The sequence below is a fragment of the Massilia glaciei genome (assembly GCF_003011895.2).
In the GTDB taxonomy this organism is placed as follows: Bacteria; Pseudomonadota; Gammaproteobacteria; order Burkholderiales; family Burkholderiaceae_D; genus Telluria_A; species Telluria_A glaciei.
The window spans coordinates 15,219-30,300 of sequence record NZ_PXWF02000191.1; the positions used below are offsets into that span (position 1 = coordinate 15,219).

13 protein-coding genes are annotated in these 15,082 nt (G+C 65.1%); 10 read left to right on the forward strand and 3 right to left on the reverse strand.

The features are described from left to right. Nucleotides 1–190: 190 nt before the first annotated feature. Together C7C56_RS11575 and C7C56_RS11580 are read right to left on the reverse strand one after the other, a co-directional pair. Nucleotides 191–2,638 carry a glycoside hydrolase family 13 protein gene (locus C7C56_RS11575; RefSeq protein ID WP_146204438.1) on the reverse strand — a complete coding sequence of 816 codons (2,448 nt, stop codon included), beginning with the start codon at nucleotides 2,636–2,638 and terminating at the stop codon, nucleotides 191–193. 221 nt (nucleotides 2,639–2,859) lie between these two features. Next, nucleotides 2,860–3,366 carry a DUF3016 domain-containing protein gene (locus tag C7C56_RS11580; protein ID WP_106757553.1) on the reverse strand — a complete coding sequence of 169 codons (507 nt, stop codon included), beginning with the start codon at nucleotides 3,364–3,366 and terminating at the stop codon, nucleotides 2,860–2,862. Nucleotides 3,367–3,583: 217 nt separating this feature from the next. On the opposite strand from C7C56_RS11580, the gene C7C56_RS11585 reads away from it, so the two are divergent. Then, nucleotides 3,584–4,360, forward strand: coding sequence for a metallophosphoesterase (locus tag C7C56_RS11585; protein ID WP_106757554.1), 777 nt, complete (start codon nucleotides 3,584–3,586; stop codon nucleotides 4,358–4,360). Nucleotides 4,361–4,531: 171 nt separating this feature from the next. Here the strand turns inward: C7C56_RS11585 and C7C56_RS11590 are convergent, their stop codons facing one another. Continuing rightward, nucleotides 4,532–4,798: a hypothetical protein gene (locus C7C56_RS11590; protein ID WP_106757555.1), complete on the reverse strand. Its 267-nt coding sequence runs from the start codon at nucleotides 4,796–4,798 to the stop codon at nucleotides 4,532–4,534. 205 nt (nucleotides 4,799–5,003) lie between these two features. Here C7C56_RS11590 and C7C56_RS11595 point away from each other — a divergent pair, with 205 nt between their 5' ends. The 9 genes from C7C56_RS11595 to C7C56_RS11635 all read left to right on the forward strand — a co-directional run bounded on the left by C7C56_RS11595 (nucleotide 5,004) and on the right by C7C56_RS11635 (nucleotide 15,064). Beyond that, nucleotides 5,004–6,989 (forward strand): M13 family metallopeptidase, encoded by a 1,986-nt coding sequence (locus C7C56_RS11595; RefSeq protein ID WP_181373135.1) that lies wholly within the window; start codon nucleotides 5,004–5,006, stop codon nucleotides 6,987–6,989. A 64-nt stretch (nucleotides 6,990–7,053) separates the two neighbouring features. Continuing rightward, complete coding sequence (locus C7C56_RS11600) at nucleotides 7,054–8,148, forward strand: sensor histidine kinase (protein ID WP_181373136.1); 1,095 nt, start codon at nucleotides 7,054–7,056, stop codon at nucleotides 8,146–8,148. Continuing rightward, nucleotides 8,145–8,864: a LytR/AlgR family response regulator transcription factor gene (locus tag C7C56_RS11605; protein WP_106757558.1), complete on the forward strand. Its 720-nt coding sequence runs from the start codon at nucleotides 8,145–8,147 to the stop codon at nucleotides 8,862–8,864. Before C7C56_RS11600 ends, C7C56_RS11605 begins: the two co-directional genes overlap by 4 nt. Nucleotides 8,865–8,970: 106 nt before the next feature. Continuing rightward, nucleotides 8,971–9,372 (forward strand): TraR/DksA family transcriptional regulator, encoded by a 402-nt coding sequence (locus C7C56_RS11610; RefSeq protein WP_106757559.1) that lies wholly within the window; start codon nucleotides 8,971–8,973, stop codon nucleotides 9,370–9,372. 157 nt (nucleotides 9,373–9,529) lie between these two features. Further along, nucleotides 9,530–10,294, forward strand: coding sequence for a PRC-barrel domain-containing protein (locus C7C56_RS11615; RefSeq protein WP_106757560.1), 765 nt, complete (start codon nucleotides 9,530–9,532; stop codon nucleotides 10,292–10,294). Next, entirely contained in the window at nucleotides 10,287–10,538 is a 252-nt protein-coding gene (locus C7C56_RS11620) for a hypothetical protein (RefSeq protein WP_106757561.1), read from the forward strand. The genes C7C56_RS11615 and C7C56_RS11620 overlap by 8 nt, the downstream gene beginning before the upstream one ends. A gap of 305 nt (nucleotides 10,539–10,843) precedes the next feature. Beyond that, complete coding sequence (locus C7C56_RS11625; protein ID WP_106757562.1) at nucleotides 10,844–11,551, forward strand: hypothetical protein; 708 nt, start codon at nucleotides 10,844–10,846, stop codon at nucleotides 11,549–11,551. 312 nt (nucleotides 11,552–11,863) lie between these two features. Continuing rightward, nucleotides 11,864–12,193 carry an efflux RND transporter permease subunit gene (locus tag C7C56_RS11630; protein WP_106757563.1) on the forward strand — a complete coding sequence of 110 codons (330 nt, stop codon included), beginning with the start codon at nucleotides 11,864–11,866 and terminating at the stop codon, nucleotides 12,191–12,193. A gap of 135 nt (nucleotides 12,194–12,328) precedes the next feature. Further along, nucleotides 12,329–15,064 carry a bifunctional diguanylate cyclase/phosphodiesterase gene (locus tag C7C56_RS11635; protein WP_106757564.1) on the forward strand — a complete coding sequence of 912 codons (2,736 nt, stop codon included), beginning with the start codon at nucleotides 12,329–12,331 and terminating at the stop codon, nucleotides 15,062–15,064. Nucleotides 15,065–15,082: the final 18 nt, after the last annotated feature.

Sequence of the window (15,082 nt, forward strand, 5' to 3'; positions counted from 1 at the left end):
CCGCGGCCAGGGTCGTGACCAGGAACAGCAGGTGGTCCGGGCCGGACAAGATTGCCCCCACTTGCCGGCCGCCCTGCCGCCGGCGGGCCGTGCGCCCCCCGTTTTTGGCGCGAAAAAAAAAGCCGGACGAGTCCGGCGTTTTTTCTGCATCGGCGGCGCCGCCGCCAACACGGCGCGGGGCCCGGACGGCCTACTTGGCGCGGCCGACCAGCACCGTCCCGTACAGCGCCGGCACGGTCATCCGGATGCGCCCGCCGACCGCCCGCACCGGCTTGCCGCTGAGGGCGTCGGTGAAGCTGGTCGGCGCGCCCGCCGGCAGCGTCACGTTCACGCTGCGCGCATGGCCGTCGTTGTTGGTGGCGGTAAGCGCCCAGTTGGCGCCGTCGCGCCTGGCCAGCACCAGCACATGCTCGTCGAGCAGCAGCGGCGCGTCGATGCTGCCGTGGCGCAGCACCGGGAATTTGTCGCGCATGCGGATCAGCGCCTTGAAGGCGGCCAGCAGCGCCAGGTCGGGCTTGCCGCCCAGGTCGGCCCACGGGTAGCCGGCGCGGTTGGCGGGATCGTCGCCCCCGCTCAGGCCGACCTCGTCGCCGTAGTAGACGGCCGGGGCGCCCGGAAACATCATCTGGAAAAACACCGCCATGCGCATGCGCCGCTTGGCCAGCGCCAGCGACGCCGGGTCGCCCCCGACGTCGCCGAGCACATGCAGCGAGCGCGCCTGGTCGTGCGTCGAGAGCAGGTTCATCAGCGCGTAGAAGGCCTGCGGCGGATAGGCCTCGCGCATCAGTTCGATGTTGCGGTAGGCGATCCGCGCGTCCATGCCGCCCGCGTAGTCGAGCACGGCGTTGCGGAAGATGTAGTTCATCGTCGTGTCGAAGGTGTCGCCGAGGAAGTACTTGGACGAGTCGAACCAGGTCTCGGCGATGGTGAGCGCGTCGGGCCGCTCGGACTTGACCACCTTGCGCCACTCGCGCCAGAAGTCGTCGGGGACCCACGGCGCGACGTCCATGCGCCAGCCGGCGGCGCCGCGCGCCAGCCACAGCCGGGTGACCGAGTCCGGCGCGCCGTAGGCGAAGTCGCGCCAGCTTCGCGCCGACTTGTCGAGCTCGGGCAGGTCGGCGACGCCGCTCCAGCCCTTGTAGCTTTTCTCGGGCTCGGCCTGGCCCGGCGCGAAGCTGTACCAGCTCGCGTAGGGCGAATCGGGCGCGATTTTTCCGGCCTCGAAGGCGCCCTTGGCGGGATACTTGGCGTAGCGGTCGAAATAGATCGAATCGCTGCCGGTGTGGTTGAACGAGGCGTCGGCGATGAGCCGGATGCCGCGCTTGGCGGCCTCTTTGACCAGGCGCGTGTAGTCGGCGTTGCTGCCGAAGCCGGGGTCGATGTTGCGGTAGTCGCCGGTGTCGTATTTGTGGTTGCTGGTGGCCCGGAACAGCGGCGTCATGTAGATGGTGTTGGCGCCGAGCGCCTTGATGTAATCGAGCTTGTCGATCACGCCGCGCAGGTCGCCGCCGAAAAAGTCGTTGTTGACGTGGGCGTCGGAGCCGTCGCCCGAACCCGGCCGGTACGGCTTGTCGAGCCAGTTGGCGTGGAACTCGACGTCCTTGTCCTGGTAGCGCGAGCGACCCGGGGTCGGGTCGTTGCGCTTGTCGCCATTGCGGAATCGGTCCGGAAAAATATAGTAGTAGACGGCGTCGCGCGCCCAGCCCGGCACGCGGAAGTCGCCCGCGTGGATCGTCTGCCGGAAGCGGCGGATGGCGTTCACCCGCGCGCCGGCGCGCCCGACCAGCCCGAGGCCGTTGGTGCCCTGCTCGCGCGTCCAGTACACGGCGTTGCGGTTGTTCTGGTAGATGTAGGTGGCGCCGCCGCTTTGCACCTCGAAGTAGTAGCCGTAGATGGCGGGATCGGCGAAGCGGTGCTTGGCGCTCCAGCGCTCGCTGCCGCCGCTGCGGGCGGGGGTCATCGGCACCCGCGCCACCTCGGTGTACTCGAGCACCTCCTGATTGCCCTCGAGCCTGCGTTTTTCGATCACCAGGGTGGCGCCGGTGGCGCCGGGCAGGCCGTTGAGCGCGAACGCGATCTCGGTGCCGGCGCCCGCGCTGCCGAACGGCGCCTTGTCGGCCAGCGCGCGCGTGTCGTGGCGCAGGCTCAGCGCGATCTTGTCGGTGAGCGATCCGCCCTCGTCGTCGGGAAAGGTCTTGGCGCCGATGCTCAGCTCGGCGCGCCCGGCCGGAAACGCCAGCCGCACCGTGTGCTCGCCCGAGAATTTGAACTTGATGTTGCCGGGCGCGGCGGCGTCGCCGCCGTGTCCGAGCGGCGCCGGCGTGTCGGCCCGCAGCAGGTGCTGGTCCGGCGCGCCGAAGGTCAGCGGCACCGACCACGCGGCGTCGGCTATCTTAAACTCCTGCAGCCCGAGCGAGTTCACGTTGAGGTAGTAGGCGTCGCACTTGTAGGTGAACGCGTAATTGTCGAAGCTTCCCCATCCGTTCATTCCACCGCGCAGGAACAGGGTGGTGGCGCCGTGCGGGGCGGCCGCGCACGCGGCGGTTTGGGCGGCAGTTTGGGCGGCGGCCTGGGCCGCGGCGCCGGGGCAGGACAGGACGGCCGACAGGGCGACAAGAGCGGGGACAGCGAGGGGCATTTTGCGGAGCATCGTCGATTCCAATCATGCTGGGTAAAAAAGAGGCAGTCAGGCATTGAATCACGAGAATTCGCTTGCCTGTGATCGAAAATGGCGATGCGCGCGACAAATCGCGCGATATTGCAGGATTTTGAAGTCTATCTGAAGGTTGGACGGCGCCCCCGCGGCGGCGGGGGGCGCGTCGATGGCGCCGTCGGCGCGCCGGCGCGGCAAGGCGGCTTCTAGCGGGCGACGATTTTCTTTTCCGACGAAATTTCTGTGAACCACTCGTCGATCATCTGCTTCTCATAGCGCAGCGCATCGTCCCGCTTGTACCGGTTGCTGCGCTGGGAATACATCATATTCCTGAGTTTTCCCTCGCCGCTGGCCAGCACTTGCTCCCCCGAACGCAGGGTGTAGCGGACTTGCATGCTCGGCCAGTCCGACCCGCCGCGCAGGATGCGCACATCCTCGCCGTGGCCGTAACGCGGTTCGACGCGCCCGGCCAGGTCGATGTCGAGCACCTCGACGTCGAGTTGCTGGCCCGCCGGCAGGCTGGCGCCGAGTTTCTCGAAGTGCTTGGTCATCCCGGTGAGCACGCGCGCGCGTTCGTCGGCCGCCTTCGGCACGTCGAAGAAGTCGTTGGCATTTTTATATTCGACCGCGACGCCCGCGCTGGCGGAGCCGGCGGCGAACAAAAGCACCCCCGCCCCGGCCAGGCAGCGCGATAAGGATTTCAATGTTTTCATGATGTTCCTTTCAAAAATGGGCGCATGCGATCGCTCGCCCTCACCCACCAATAATACGCCTGTATCGCATGTCATTTCCACCACTGTAACCTTGATAAGTTGTAAGTAAATGTGTGGGGCGATGTAAGCGCGGCGGTTTCCGCGCGCTTGACCGGGTCGCGGTTTTCACATCGGCCGTATGGTATAAACCTTGATACTTTTGCCAGACCAACCATCCATGCGCATACTCGTCCTGTCCGACCTCCATCTTGAACTCTGGCGCGAGCATGCGCCGCGCATCGATCCGGCGGCCAGCCGACCCGACGTTGTGGTGTTGGCCGGAGATATCAGCACCGGCGCGAAGGCGGTGGCGTGGGCGGCGAGCAATTTTTCGGGCCTGCCGGTGGTGTATGTGCACGGAAACCATGAAGCCTACGGGCATAAGCTTGAGGATGCGCACGCCGGGACCGCGGCGGCCTGCGCGGCGGCCGGCAACGTGCATTTTCTCAATGCCGATGAGCTGATCGTCGGCGGCGTCCGCTTCTTGGGTGCCACCTTGTGGACTGAGAGGCTGTTCGGCGCCGACACCCGTCCGGCGGCGATGCGCGCGGCAGAAGCCGTCATGAACGATTACCGGCGCATCCGGCTGGCGGCGAATGGCTATCGCAAGTTGCGCGCGGCCGACACCGCGCAATTCCATTCGGCCCAGCTGAGCTGGCTCAAAGACAAGCTCGCCATGCCTTTTGCCGGACCGACGGTGGTGGTGACCCACATGGCGCCGTCCATGTTGTCGGTGCAGCACGAATACGTGAACGAGCTGACCTCGGCGGCATATGCGTCGCGACTCGGCGCGCTCGTTTCACAGGCAAACCTCTGGCTGCATGGACACATGCACAACTCGAGTGATTACCTGATCGGCCAATGCCGGGTTGTGTGCAATCCTTGCGGCTACATGACGCGCGGCGGCGGCACCGAAAACGCGCGCTTCGACCGCAATCTCATCGTCGAGGTGTGACGCCCCGCCCTTCCGCGCGCGGACCGGCCTGGCCAAAACATGCCGCGACATCGCGGTCTCAAACCGATGCGGTCGGCGCGCCGCTGTCGGTTCGCGCCATATGTTTCTGTATAGCAGGCAAGATAGCCATGCAGGAATGCATACCGCCGCGCGGCGCCGGCCCCTGGCGTCCTACGCCGCGGCGCCGGGCGACACCGTCAAGCCATACTTTTGCTGGAGCTCGGCAATCCGGCCCAGCATCTCCGGGGGCAGTTCGGCCGGTGTTAGTTTGGCGATGATCGTCCCGAGCACCCGTTTTTCGTTCTCGTCGACGACACCGTCCTTGAGCGCGATGGCCACCAATTCATCGAGCTCGTCCACCAGCAGCTTGCCGTCGTTGGTGAAGCACTGGATCGAGTGGTAGCTCATTTCGAGATAGTCGCGGCTTTCCTTGTTCATTTTTTCGTCCCCGTTTGAATGATAGGACAAGTATATAGAAGGATGCCGCCGCGCAGTCCTCCAAATTGATCCTCACGGAAATGTTCGTGCCAGCCGCGCCGGGCGCCGCTCAAACCCGCCATCCGCCGTTCGGCACCTTTTTTTCCCAGGCACCGCTTTTGTTGCGACGATGCGGCATCCATCCACCACACGAGGACGAACCGCCATGAAAAAATTTACCCTTGTAACGCTCGCGCTGCTGGTCCAGCTTTCGTGCGACAGCCTCGCCGCCGCGCCCGCCGCGCCGCGTCCGCAGGACGACCTGTTCCGCGCCGCCAACGGCCACTGGCTCGCCACCACCGCCATCGCCGCCGACAAGGACGCCGCCTTCGGCGCCGACCTGCCCGCCATTTCCGACGCCCACGTGCGCGCCATCGTCGACGAACTCGCCGCCGGCCGGCACGCGCCGGGCAGCATCGAACAAAAGGTGGGCGCGTTCTACGCCAGCTATCTCGACACGGCGGCGATCGACCGCGCCGGCCTCGCCCCGGTCGCGCCCGCGCTCGCCGAAATCGCGGCCATCGGCACCCGCGCCGAGCTGGCGCGCTGGCAGGGCCGGATGCAGGGACGGATCGAATCGCCCATCTACCTGCGCCTGTTTCCCGACTTTAAAGATCCCAAAACCTACCGCGCGCTGACCTGGCAGGGCGGGCTCGGCATGCCCGACCGGCGCTACTACCTGGACCCGGCCGACGCCCGCATGGCCGCCGCGCGCTCGGCCTACGAAACCTACCTCGGCACGCTGGCGGCGCTCTCGGGCGAGAAAAACGCGGCCGATGTCGTCGCCCGCGTCATGCGGATCGAGTCGGCCATCGCCAAGGCGCACTGGGACCAGGCCGACACGCGCGACCCCGCCAAGAGCTACAACCCGATGAACGCGGCCGCCTTGCAGGCGCGGGCCCCGGGCTTCGACTGGGCCGCCTTCCTGCAGGCGTCCGGGCTGGCGCCGACCGAGGCCGTCACGGTCGCCCAGCCAAGCGCCGCGACCGCGATCGCGCGCCTGTTCGCCGGCGTCGCCCTCGACGACTGGAAGCTGTACTTCAAGATGCGTACCCTCGACGCCGCCACCAGCGTCCTGCCGGCCCCGTTCCGCGCGGCGCGCCAGGCCTTCCGCGGCGCCGCCCTGCAGGGCACCCTGGCCGCGCCGGCGCGCTGGGAAAGCGGCATCGACGCGCTCAACCGGGCGATGGGCGAGGCGGTCGGCCAGGTGTATGTGGCGCGCCACTTCCCGGCCCCGCACAAGCGGCGCATGCGGGCCATCGTCGACAGCCTGCTGGCCGCGGCGCGTGAACTGGTCGCGGCCAGCGCCACCATGACGCCGGCGACCAAACAGCAGGCGCTGCGCAAGCTCGAGACCATGACGGCCAAGATCGGCGCGCCCGACGCGCCGCGCGACTACAGCGCGCTGGCCATTAGCGCCGGCGACGCGTTCGGCAATGTGCACCGCGCGCGCCGCTTCGAGTGGGAGCGGCAGGCGGCCAAGGCCGGCAAGCGGGTCGACCGCAACGACTGGCTGATGACGCCGCAAACGGTGAACGCCTTCTACGACCCGTTCATGAACGAGATCGTGTTCCCGGCGGCCCATCTGCAGGCGCCGTACTTCGACATGGCCGCCGACGACGCGGCCAACTACGGCGCCGTCGGGGTGCTGATCGGCCACGAGATCAGCCACGGTTTCGACGAGCAGGGCAGCCAGTTCGACGCCGACGGCGTGATGCGCAACTGGTGGGCCGACGCCGACCGCGCCGCCTTCGCCAAACTGGGCGCGAAACTGGTCGCCCAGTTCGGCGCGATCGAGGCGCTGCCCGGCAAGCGCGTCGACGGCAAGCTCACGCTCAACGAGAATATCGCCGACCTGGCCGGCCTGCAGATCGCCTACCGCGCCTACCAGCGCTCGCTCGGGGGCAAGGCGGCGCCGGTGGTCGACGGCGCGACCGGGGTCCAGCGATTCTTCATGAGCTATGCGCGCAGCCAGCGCGCGAAGTGGCGCGATGAGACCATGCTCAAGCTGCTCGCGAGCGACCCGCACGCGCCGAGCGAGTCGCGCGTCAACGCCGCCGTGGTCAATCTCGACGCCTTCCACGAGGCCTATGGCACCGGCGCGGGCGACGCGATGTTCAAACCGGCGGGCGAGCGCATCCGCATCTGGTAGCCGCGGGCGCGGGCGGGCATAATGCCCCCCACGCATTTCAATGTCCACAAACCAACGCCGACCCATGCCCTTCCGTTTCCTGCCACGCGACAAATTGTTCTGGTTTTACCATGCGGGCGCATTGCTGTTCACCGGCGCGGTCACGCTGCTGACCGTGCTCTTGTGGGGCAAGATCGTCGCCCACGACATCGCGTCGACGCTGGTGTGGGGCCTGCCCTACACCGTCGCGGTGCTCGGGTTCCGCTGGATCTACCGCCGCAGCGCCTGGCGCACCCTGTCGATGGGAAAACGCATCGCTTTGGCCGCGGCGTATGGGACGGTGGCCGCGCTGTTGATCATGCTGTGCGTGTCGGCGATCGTGATGCCGCTGTTCTGGAACGACATCGCCGCCGGCCACCGCGCGCACGGGATCGCGTTCGAGCCGGCCGCCTACGTCACCCAGGCGGTCGTCGGCGGCGCGCTGCAGACGCAGCTGTTCGTCTGCGCCTGGATTTTCATCTATATCAGCTTCACGGGGAACCGCGATGTCAGGGCCGGCGAGCTGGCCAACCTGAGCCTGCAAGGCAGCCTGAGGGAGGCGCGCTTGAGCAGCCTGTCGAACCAGCTCAATCCCCATTTCCTGTTCAATTCGCTCAACAACATCCGCTTCATGGTCTACGAGAACGCCCAGCACGCCGACGCCATGATCGTCGCGCTGGCCGACATCCTGCGCTATTCGCTCGAGAGCACCGAGCAGCTCAAGTTGAGCGTCGGGCGCGAGATGGAGATCGTCAAACGCTACCTCGCCATCGTCAACATCCAGATGGAGGAGCGCCTCAAGGTCACGCTCGACGTGCCCGAGGGCGTGCAGGCGCTCCTGATGCCGCCGATGGTGATGCAGATGCTGGTCGAGAACGCGATCAAGCATGGCATCGACCAGATGCAACACGGCGGCACGCTCGCCGTGACGGCGCGACTGCGCGATGGCCAGTTGCGCCTGCACGTGGCCAACGACGTCGCGCCGGCGGCGCCGGGCGGGCGCGCCGACACCGGCATCGGATTGCGCAATATCGAACAGCGCCTGCAACTGCTGTACGGAGAACAGGCGCGCCTGAGCGTGGAGCGCCAAGCGCGGCGGTTCGAGGTGCTGGTCACCCTGCCCCGGGAGCTTGCCGCATGAAGGCCATCGTCGTCGAAGACTCGCGCCTGGCGCGCGAGGGATTGGTCAGGATGCTGGGCGCGTTCGCGCAGTTCGAGGTGGTCGGCGCGGCCGACCACCCCTCGACCGCGCTGGCGCTGATCGGCCAGTGCGCGCCCGATGTGATTTTCCTCGATATCCACATGCCGGGCGAATCCGGTTTCGAGCTGCTCGCGAAACTGGACTACCAGCCGCGCATCGTGTTCACCACCGCGCATGCCGAGTACGCGGTCAAATCGTTCGACTTCAACACGATCGACTATCTGCTCAAGCCGATCAGCCAGGAGCGGCTGGCGCAGGCGGTCGCCCGGCTCGGCGCCGGCGGGGCCGGGACGGAGCCGGCATCGGCCGGCAAGTCGCCGCTCGCGCTCGACGCCAAGATTTTCATCAAGGATGGCGAACAGTGCCACCTGGTCGCGCTCGAGGCGATCCATTACATCGAAAGCTGCAAGAACTACGTGCAGGTGTTCTTCGGCGACAAAAAAGCCTACGTGAAGAAGTCGCTCAACAACATCGAGGAGCGTTTGCCGAAGCAAGTCTTCTTCCGCGCGAGCAGGCAACACATCATCAACCTGCGGGCGATCCGCGATATCGAGGAGTCGATCAATTTCGGGTTCAAGGTGACGATGAACGATGGCCGGGTGCTCGAAATTTCGCGCCGCAACGGGGCCGAGCTCCGGGATATGCTCAGCTTCTAGCCTGTTCCGGGCCGGCCAGCGCGATTGATATCGCTCAAATAAATCCGGGTCTCGTGCGCCACACTGGAAAGCATCCGTCCTGACCGGCCCACCAGGAGCGCTTTTCATGACCGCACTCTCGCTGACCCCTTCGCAAACCGAAGAACTGCGCAAGCGCCTCGGCGCCGCCCGCGCGGACACCGTCGGCCAAGTCCGCGCACGCATCGCTGGCGGCGCCAAGCCCCCGCCGGTGTCGCATCTGGCCCATAGGTTCCAACCGGACGACGCGGCGCAGGCGAGCGACATCGGCAACAACCAAATCGCACTGGCGGCGCACGAACAGGCACTCGTCGCCGACATCGACGCCGCGCTGGCCCGCCTTGACGAAGGCATCGCCAACCTGTGCACCGTATGCGGCAACGCCATCGGCTACGACCGCCTGATGGCCGTTCCCACCGCACAGACCTGCGTGGCATGCCAGGAGCGCATCGAACAGCATGACCACCTGCCCCCGGGCCCGACAATGTAAGCGGCCGGTGCCGGGCGGCGGCAAAGCGCGCAAGCGCGCATGCCTGGTCTGGCCCGGCCAAAAATGCCCGCTTCGGCCCTGCCGGGCCACCGGCGCGCTGTGGCCGATGGCGGCCGGCGGCATGTCCCTTTCCACATCTCTTTAGAAGGATGACATCATGTTGCACAGTGCAAAAGAATTGAAAGGCCTCGATATCGTCGCAACGGATGGCGAGTTCGGCACCATCGACGACCTCTATTTCGACGACGACCATTGGACCATTCGTTATCTGGTGGTGGACACGGGCGGGTGGTTGAGCGGGCGCGATGTCCTCATCCCGATCAATGCGCTGCTTGGCGGGGACTGGCGCAACGAGAAAATCCGGGTCGGCCTCACCAAGAAACAAATTGAAGACAGTCCGGGAATCGACACCGACGCGCCGGTCTCGCGCCAGCAAGAAACCTCGGTCTACCAGCATTACGGTTACCCGTATTACTGGGCCGGTCCCTATGCGTGGGGCGAGATGGTGTTTCCCATTGCTTTGGGAGAAGCGACGACGCCCGACCCCGACATGCGCTGTGGCGAAACCGGCATCGCGCAAGACAAGCCGCCCGGCGATCCGCATCTGCGCAGCGTCAAAGAGGTCGCCGGCTACAAGATACAAGCGACTGACGACAGCGTCGGCCACGTCGAGGATTTCTTGATAGACGACCGGGATTGGTCGATCCAATTGATGGTGGTCGATACCAAAAACTGGCTGCCGGGTAAGGATGTGCTGATTTCACCGCGACGCATCGACCATGTGAGCTGGGACGAGCAAAAGGTCAGCGTCAATGTCAGCCGCGCCGTCATTGAAAACAGTCCCGAGTACGAGCCCGCCAATGCGCCGCCGTTCGGCCCGAAATACGATTTGTACCGGCGCTTCGGCACGCCGCATGGCTGAATCGCACGGCGCCGGCTCGAACGCATTCGGACGGCATCTGCTTGTGGTGTCCTCGGTTCCGCTCGCCAATTGGGGATTCGACGCATCCTGGGTCGACACCGCGGCCAGGGTCACCGGCACGGTGCGCATTTTGCAGGCCGCCGATGTCAAGCGCGAATACGGCCGCGGCGTCAACGACAAATTATTCCGCACGTTCGAAGGCCAGCCGGCCATTGTGGCGCGATCGGTCGAAAAACCGGGTTAGCCGGTCACGCCCATATGCCGGCACATTCTACAGGCACATTCGACCCGATCGGGCACTGCGACAGCTGATGTACGACCAAGCTCGCGACTAAGCTCGCGACTAAGTTCGAGTGGCCTTGCCGCGCCCGCCCGCACCACCACGTAAGGGTTTCCGGATTTTTTCGAGGCCGACCGATCCCCACGGCCTTTCGCGCCCGATATTTTCCCCGCCCGCACAAACCTTGTCGGGCGCTACCAAGCACCCCCAAACGTCCAGCCGACATTACAATGCCGCTGGCTCTTTCCAACACAGAATAAGGCTCCACAATGAAACTCCAACAAATTTGCATACTCGCCGCGGCGGCCCTCGGCGCGCCGGCCTTCGCCGACGACCTCGAAAACGTCCAGACCCTCACACAGGCCGAGTTCGCCAGGCTGTCCAAGGACTTCACGGCGGCAGCCAGCTACAAGGGGGTGACCCCGGCCGAGCCGCTCGGCGTTGTTGGATTCGATCTGGGCGTCGGGCTCAGCTCCACCAAGATGGCGCACGGCGCCATCTGGGAAAAAGCGGGCGGCGGCGGCTCCAGCGTGTACATGACAAAGGTGCACATCCACAAAGGTTTGCCATTCAATGTCGACGTCGGCGCGAGCCTTGCCATGGTGCCCGGCTCGGACATCAAGCTGGGCGGCGCCGAGATCAAGTACGCCTTCATCGAAGGCGGCGCGGCGGTGCCCGCTGTGGCGGTGCGCGCCGCGGCCACGCGCCTGTTCGGCGTCGACCAACTCGACTTGAACACGCGCAGCGTCGAACTGCTGGTGTCGAAAGGCTTCCTCAACGTCACGCCCTACGCCGGCGTCGGCAAGGTCTGGGGCACGCTGACCCCGGACTTTGCCGGTTTGACCAAAGAGAAGCCGAATTCGGGCAAAATATTCGCCGGCGTTAATTTCAGCCTAGGCTTCGGCAATCTCGCGGCCGAATTCGACAGCACCGGCGGCAACAAGTCGGTCAGCGTCAAGCTCGGCTTCCGCCTGTAATCAACAGCGGAGGACGCGGGGCGGACGCAAGCGGCCCCGTGCCGTTTCCGGCGCCGGCGCATGGCTCCGAATACGCGATCGAGCAACTCATGATCCAGACCCCGGCCGGCGGCCAGATCCCGCTGCGACAGGCCGCCACGGTCGAGCGCGGCACCTCCTTCACCACCATCGAACGCCAGGGCGGCCGCGCATCGTCGCCGTCCCGGCCGATGTGGACCCCGGCGCCACCAGCGGCGGCGACGTTATCGAAAATGCGCAGGCGACGGTGCTGCCCGAACTGGTGCGCGCGTTTCCCGGTTTGTCGCACCAGGCGTGGTGGTCAACGATTCGCTCGTGCTGGTGTATGCGATCAACGACATCAAGAACGCGCCCGACAAAGACGTGTTCGACGCGATCGTCACCGGCACGGTGCGCCGCTTCCGCCCGGTGCTGCTGACCTCGCTCACCACCTTCTTCGGACTGGCGCCGATGATCTTCGAAACCTCCCTGCAGGCGCGCTTCCTCATTCCGATGGCCCTCAGCCTCGGCTTCGGCGTGCTGTTCGTGACCCTGATCGTGCTGCTGATCGTGCCGACCGGATACCACATCGTTGAAGACGCGCGCCGGCTGGTCGGGCGCGTCAAGGACAAGACGGTCGGCTGAACCGCCATTGCTTCCCAAACTTCCGACTACTATTCGGGTCTAACAACGTTGGTTCAACCCTCTCAACTTCCACGTGTCTGGCGTTGCCCTCCCGTTTCCCGGCGGTTTGTCCGGGCGTTTTGTCCGGGGCTTTCCATGCTTGAATTCAAACCTTCGAAAAGTTTTTTGTGCGCGATATTTGCCCGGCGAAATCTTTACAAAATATTCCTATGGCCGTTCTTTTGCGTGGCTTCGGCGGCGATCCTATGGGGATTCGTCTTCAACGAACTGGCCGCGGACAGGCGTCGGATCGAAGGGCACACGCTGGGCCACGCCGCCGCCTTGTCGCGGGCCGTGGCGAAAGGCCTCTCCCTGTCCGTGCTTCATGTCGACGAACTCAGCCAAGCGATGACATCGCGGTGGGAGGAACGTAAAGGGGCCGCCAATCTGAATGAGACGGCGCGAAACAGGATCTTGGACCGGCAATGGCTGGACTTCATCGGCATAGCCGACAGAAACGGCCGTCTGGTCGTCAGCAGTGAAGCAAACGCCAGCAATGGCAGCGTGGCCGGCGAGGCGTATTTCCACTTCCACAAGGCGAATCCAACGCGCGACTTGCATATCGGCCGCCGCGGCGCCCGGACAACCGCCGGGACAAACACCAGGACAAACACCAGGACAAGCGCCATCGTATTGACGCGCAGGCTCAACACCGCCGATGGCGGTTTCGATGGCGTGGTGGTGGTGACGGTCAAGCCCTCGTACCTGTCGAGTTTCTACGACGAGGCCATTTTTGGAAAGCGCGGCTATTTGGGCATCCGCGGCACAGACGGCGAACACTACACCGCCAGGATGGGCGGTGCCGACCTGGCGCGGCCCCTGCTCCCAATTCTGTCGGACATCACATCATCGGCTGACGGCACGCGCGTGATTGCGGTCCCGGATTGGTTGGAAAACAATGAGAAAGGCTTTGTCGCCTGGCAGCAGATCGCGCCATATCGACTTGTCGTCGTCATTGGATTGGCCGGGGACGAGGTGCTCGCAGATTACAACAGGATGGCGGCCAAATACATCAACGGCGCCGCGGTGGGCTCCTGGTTCCTGTTTGCAACCTCCATAGCGGGAACCCTGGCCGTGACGCTTCTGCTGTGGCGCAAGCAGCAGGCGCAAGAGACCCGCGACGCCTACCGTCTTGCCACCGAAGGGGGCAACGAGGGCTTTTTCTATCTGCGCGCGCTGCACGACGGCGCGCCCCCCGGCGAAATCGCCGACTTCGTGTTGGAGGATTGCAATCAGACCGGCGCCGCGCTGGTCGGCGTCACCCGCGACCGGATCATCGGGATTCGGCTCTCCGGCTTGCCCGCCGTTACCGACTTCATCCTTCCATCGGAGCTGCCTTCGCAGATAGACATCGGGCGCCAGGCCATGGCCGCGGGAATCTATCAGGATGAGTGGACCGCCGCGTCCGCCAGTTCGTTCCGCGGCGTTTGGCTGGAACGGAAGATGGTGCGCTTCGGTAATGGACTGGCCGTCACCTTGCGCGACATTTCCGCCGCCAAGGCGCATGAGCGGCATCTGCTGGCGATGGCGCACGAGGACACGCTGACCAAACTGCCGAACCGCCACTGGTTGATGGACTATTTGCCGGACGCGCTTGGCCGCGCGGCACGCGGCGAAACCCAATTGGCGCTGTTCTTTATCGATATCGACAATTTCAAGCAGATCAATGACACGCTCGGTCATGCCGCCGGCGACGCCTTGCTGCACGTCGCCGCGATGCGGCTTAAATCGGAAATGCGGCCGGGCGATAGCCTGGCGCGGCTCGGCGGCGATGAATTCACCATCGTGCTCGAGGATATCGACGGCGCGGTCGATGCGCAAATGGTGGCGCAGCGCATCGTATCGGCGTTCCTGCATCCCATCGAACTGGGATGCGGAAAAGTGCGGGTCGGCACTTCGATCGGGATCAGCCTGTTTCCAGGCGACGGACAGGACATGGACATGCTGTTGCGGCATGCCGATATCGCCATGTACGCGGCGAAAGCGGCGGGGAAGGGGCAATACTGTTTCTACAAAAGCGAGCAGTACCAGACGTTGATGAACCGGATAAATAGCCAGGCGACACTGGAACGGGCGGTCAATCACGACCAGTTCGTGATGCATTACCAGCCACGCTTTGCGAGCGCCAGTGGAAAAATGTGCGGGATCGAGGCGCTGGTGCGCTGGCAGAACCCGGAACGCGGATTGCTGCTGCCACAAGAATTCATCGCGCTCGCCGAAGCGACCGGTTTGATTGTCCCGCTCGGAAAACTGGTGATGGAAAAGGTGTGCTCGCAGATCGCGCAGTGGTCGACGATGCAACTGCCGCTGGTGCCCGTGTCGTTCAACATCTCCGCGTTCGAGTTCAACGAAAGCGACATCCCGGGCGGGCTCGCGCAATGCCTCGAGCGTCACAAGGTTCCGCCGGAACTACTCGAAGTGGAGCTGACGGAGACCGCGCTGGTCGCCGACAAGGGGGGCGCCGCGACCGCGCTCGCGACCATCCGCGGCATGGGCGTGAAATGCCTGATCGACGATTTCGGGACCGGTTTTTCATCGCTGTCGCAACTCCAGCGCTTCGATACGGATGTGCTCAAGATCGACCAATCGTTTGCCGCCGAGTTGGGCCGGACCGAGAAAACGGCGACGTTTTTCCGGGCGATCGTGTCGCTCGCCCACGCCCTGGGCATGGGCGTGGTGGCCGAGGGCGTGGAGACGGCCGAGCAACTGCGCATGCTGCTCGAACTCGAATGCGAGGAGGTGCAGGGCTATTACATGTGCTCGCCGGTGCCGGCGGCGGAAATGGCGATATTGCTTGAAAAACGTTTCAGGATGTCCCTCGACGCGTTGTAGCCGCAAACGCCCGCGCGG

Coding starts and splice junctions, on each gene's coding strand:
- C7C56_RS11620 (WP_106757561.1), top strand. CDS start 10,287: ATGGCTGAATCGCACGGCGCCGGCTCGAACGCATTCGGACGGCATCTG.
- C7C56_RS11625 (WP_106757562.1), top strand. CDS start 10,844: ATGAAACTCCAACAAATTTGCATACTCGCCGCGGCGGCCCTCGGCGCG.
- C7C56_RS11600 (WP_181373136.1), top strand. CDS start 7,054: ATGCCCTTCCGTTTCCTGCCACGCGACAAATTGTTCTGGTTTTACCAT.
- C7C56_RS11605 (WP_106757558.1), top strand. CDS start 8,145: ATGAAGGCCATCGTCGTCGAAGACTCGCGCCTGGCGCGCGAGGGATTG.
- C7C56_RS11580 (WP_106757553.1), bottom strand. CDS start 3,366: ATGAAAACATTGAAATCCTTATCGCGCTGCCTGGCCGGGGCGGGGGTG.
- C7C56_RS11615 (WP_106757560.1), top strand. CDS start 9,530: ATGTTGCACAGTGCAAAAGAATTGAAAGGCCTCGATATCGTCGCAACG.
- C7C56_RS11610 (WP_106757559.1), top strand. CDS start 8,971: ATGACCGCACTCTCGCTGACCCCTTCGCAAACCGAAGAACTGCGCAAG.
- C7C56_RS11585 (WP_106757554.1), top strand. CDS start 3,584: ATGCGCATACTCGTCCTGTCCGACCTCCATCTTGAACTCTGGCGCGAG.
- C7C56_RS11590 (WP_106757555.1), bottom strand. CDS start 4,798: ATGAACAAGGAAAGCCGCGACTATCTCGAAATGAGCTACCACTCGATC.
- C7C56_RS11635 (WP_106757564.1), top strand. CDS start 12,329: ATGCTTGAATTCAAACCTTCGAAAAGTTTTTTGTGCGCGATATTTGCC.
- C7C56_RS11595 (WP_181373135.1), top strand. CDS start 5,004: ATGAAAAAATTTACCCTTGTAACGCTCGCGCTGCTGGTCCAGCTTTCG.
- C7C56_RS11575 (WP_146204438.1), bottom strand. CDS start 2,638: ATGCCCCTCGCTGTCCCCGCTCTTGTCGCCCTGTCGGCCGTCCTGTCC.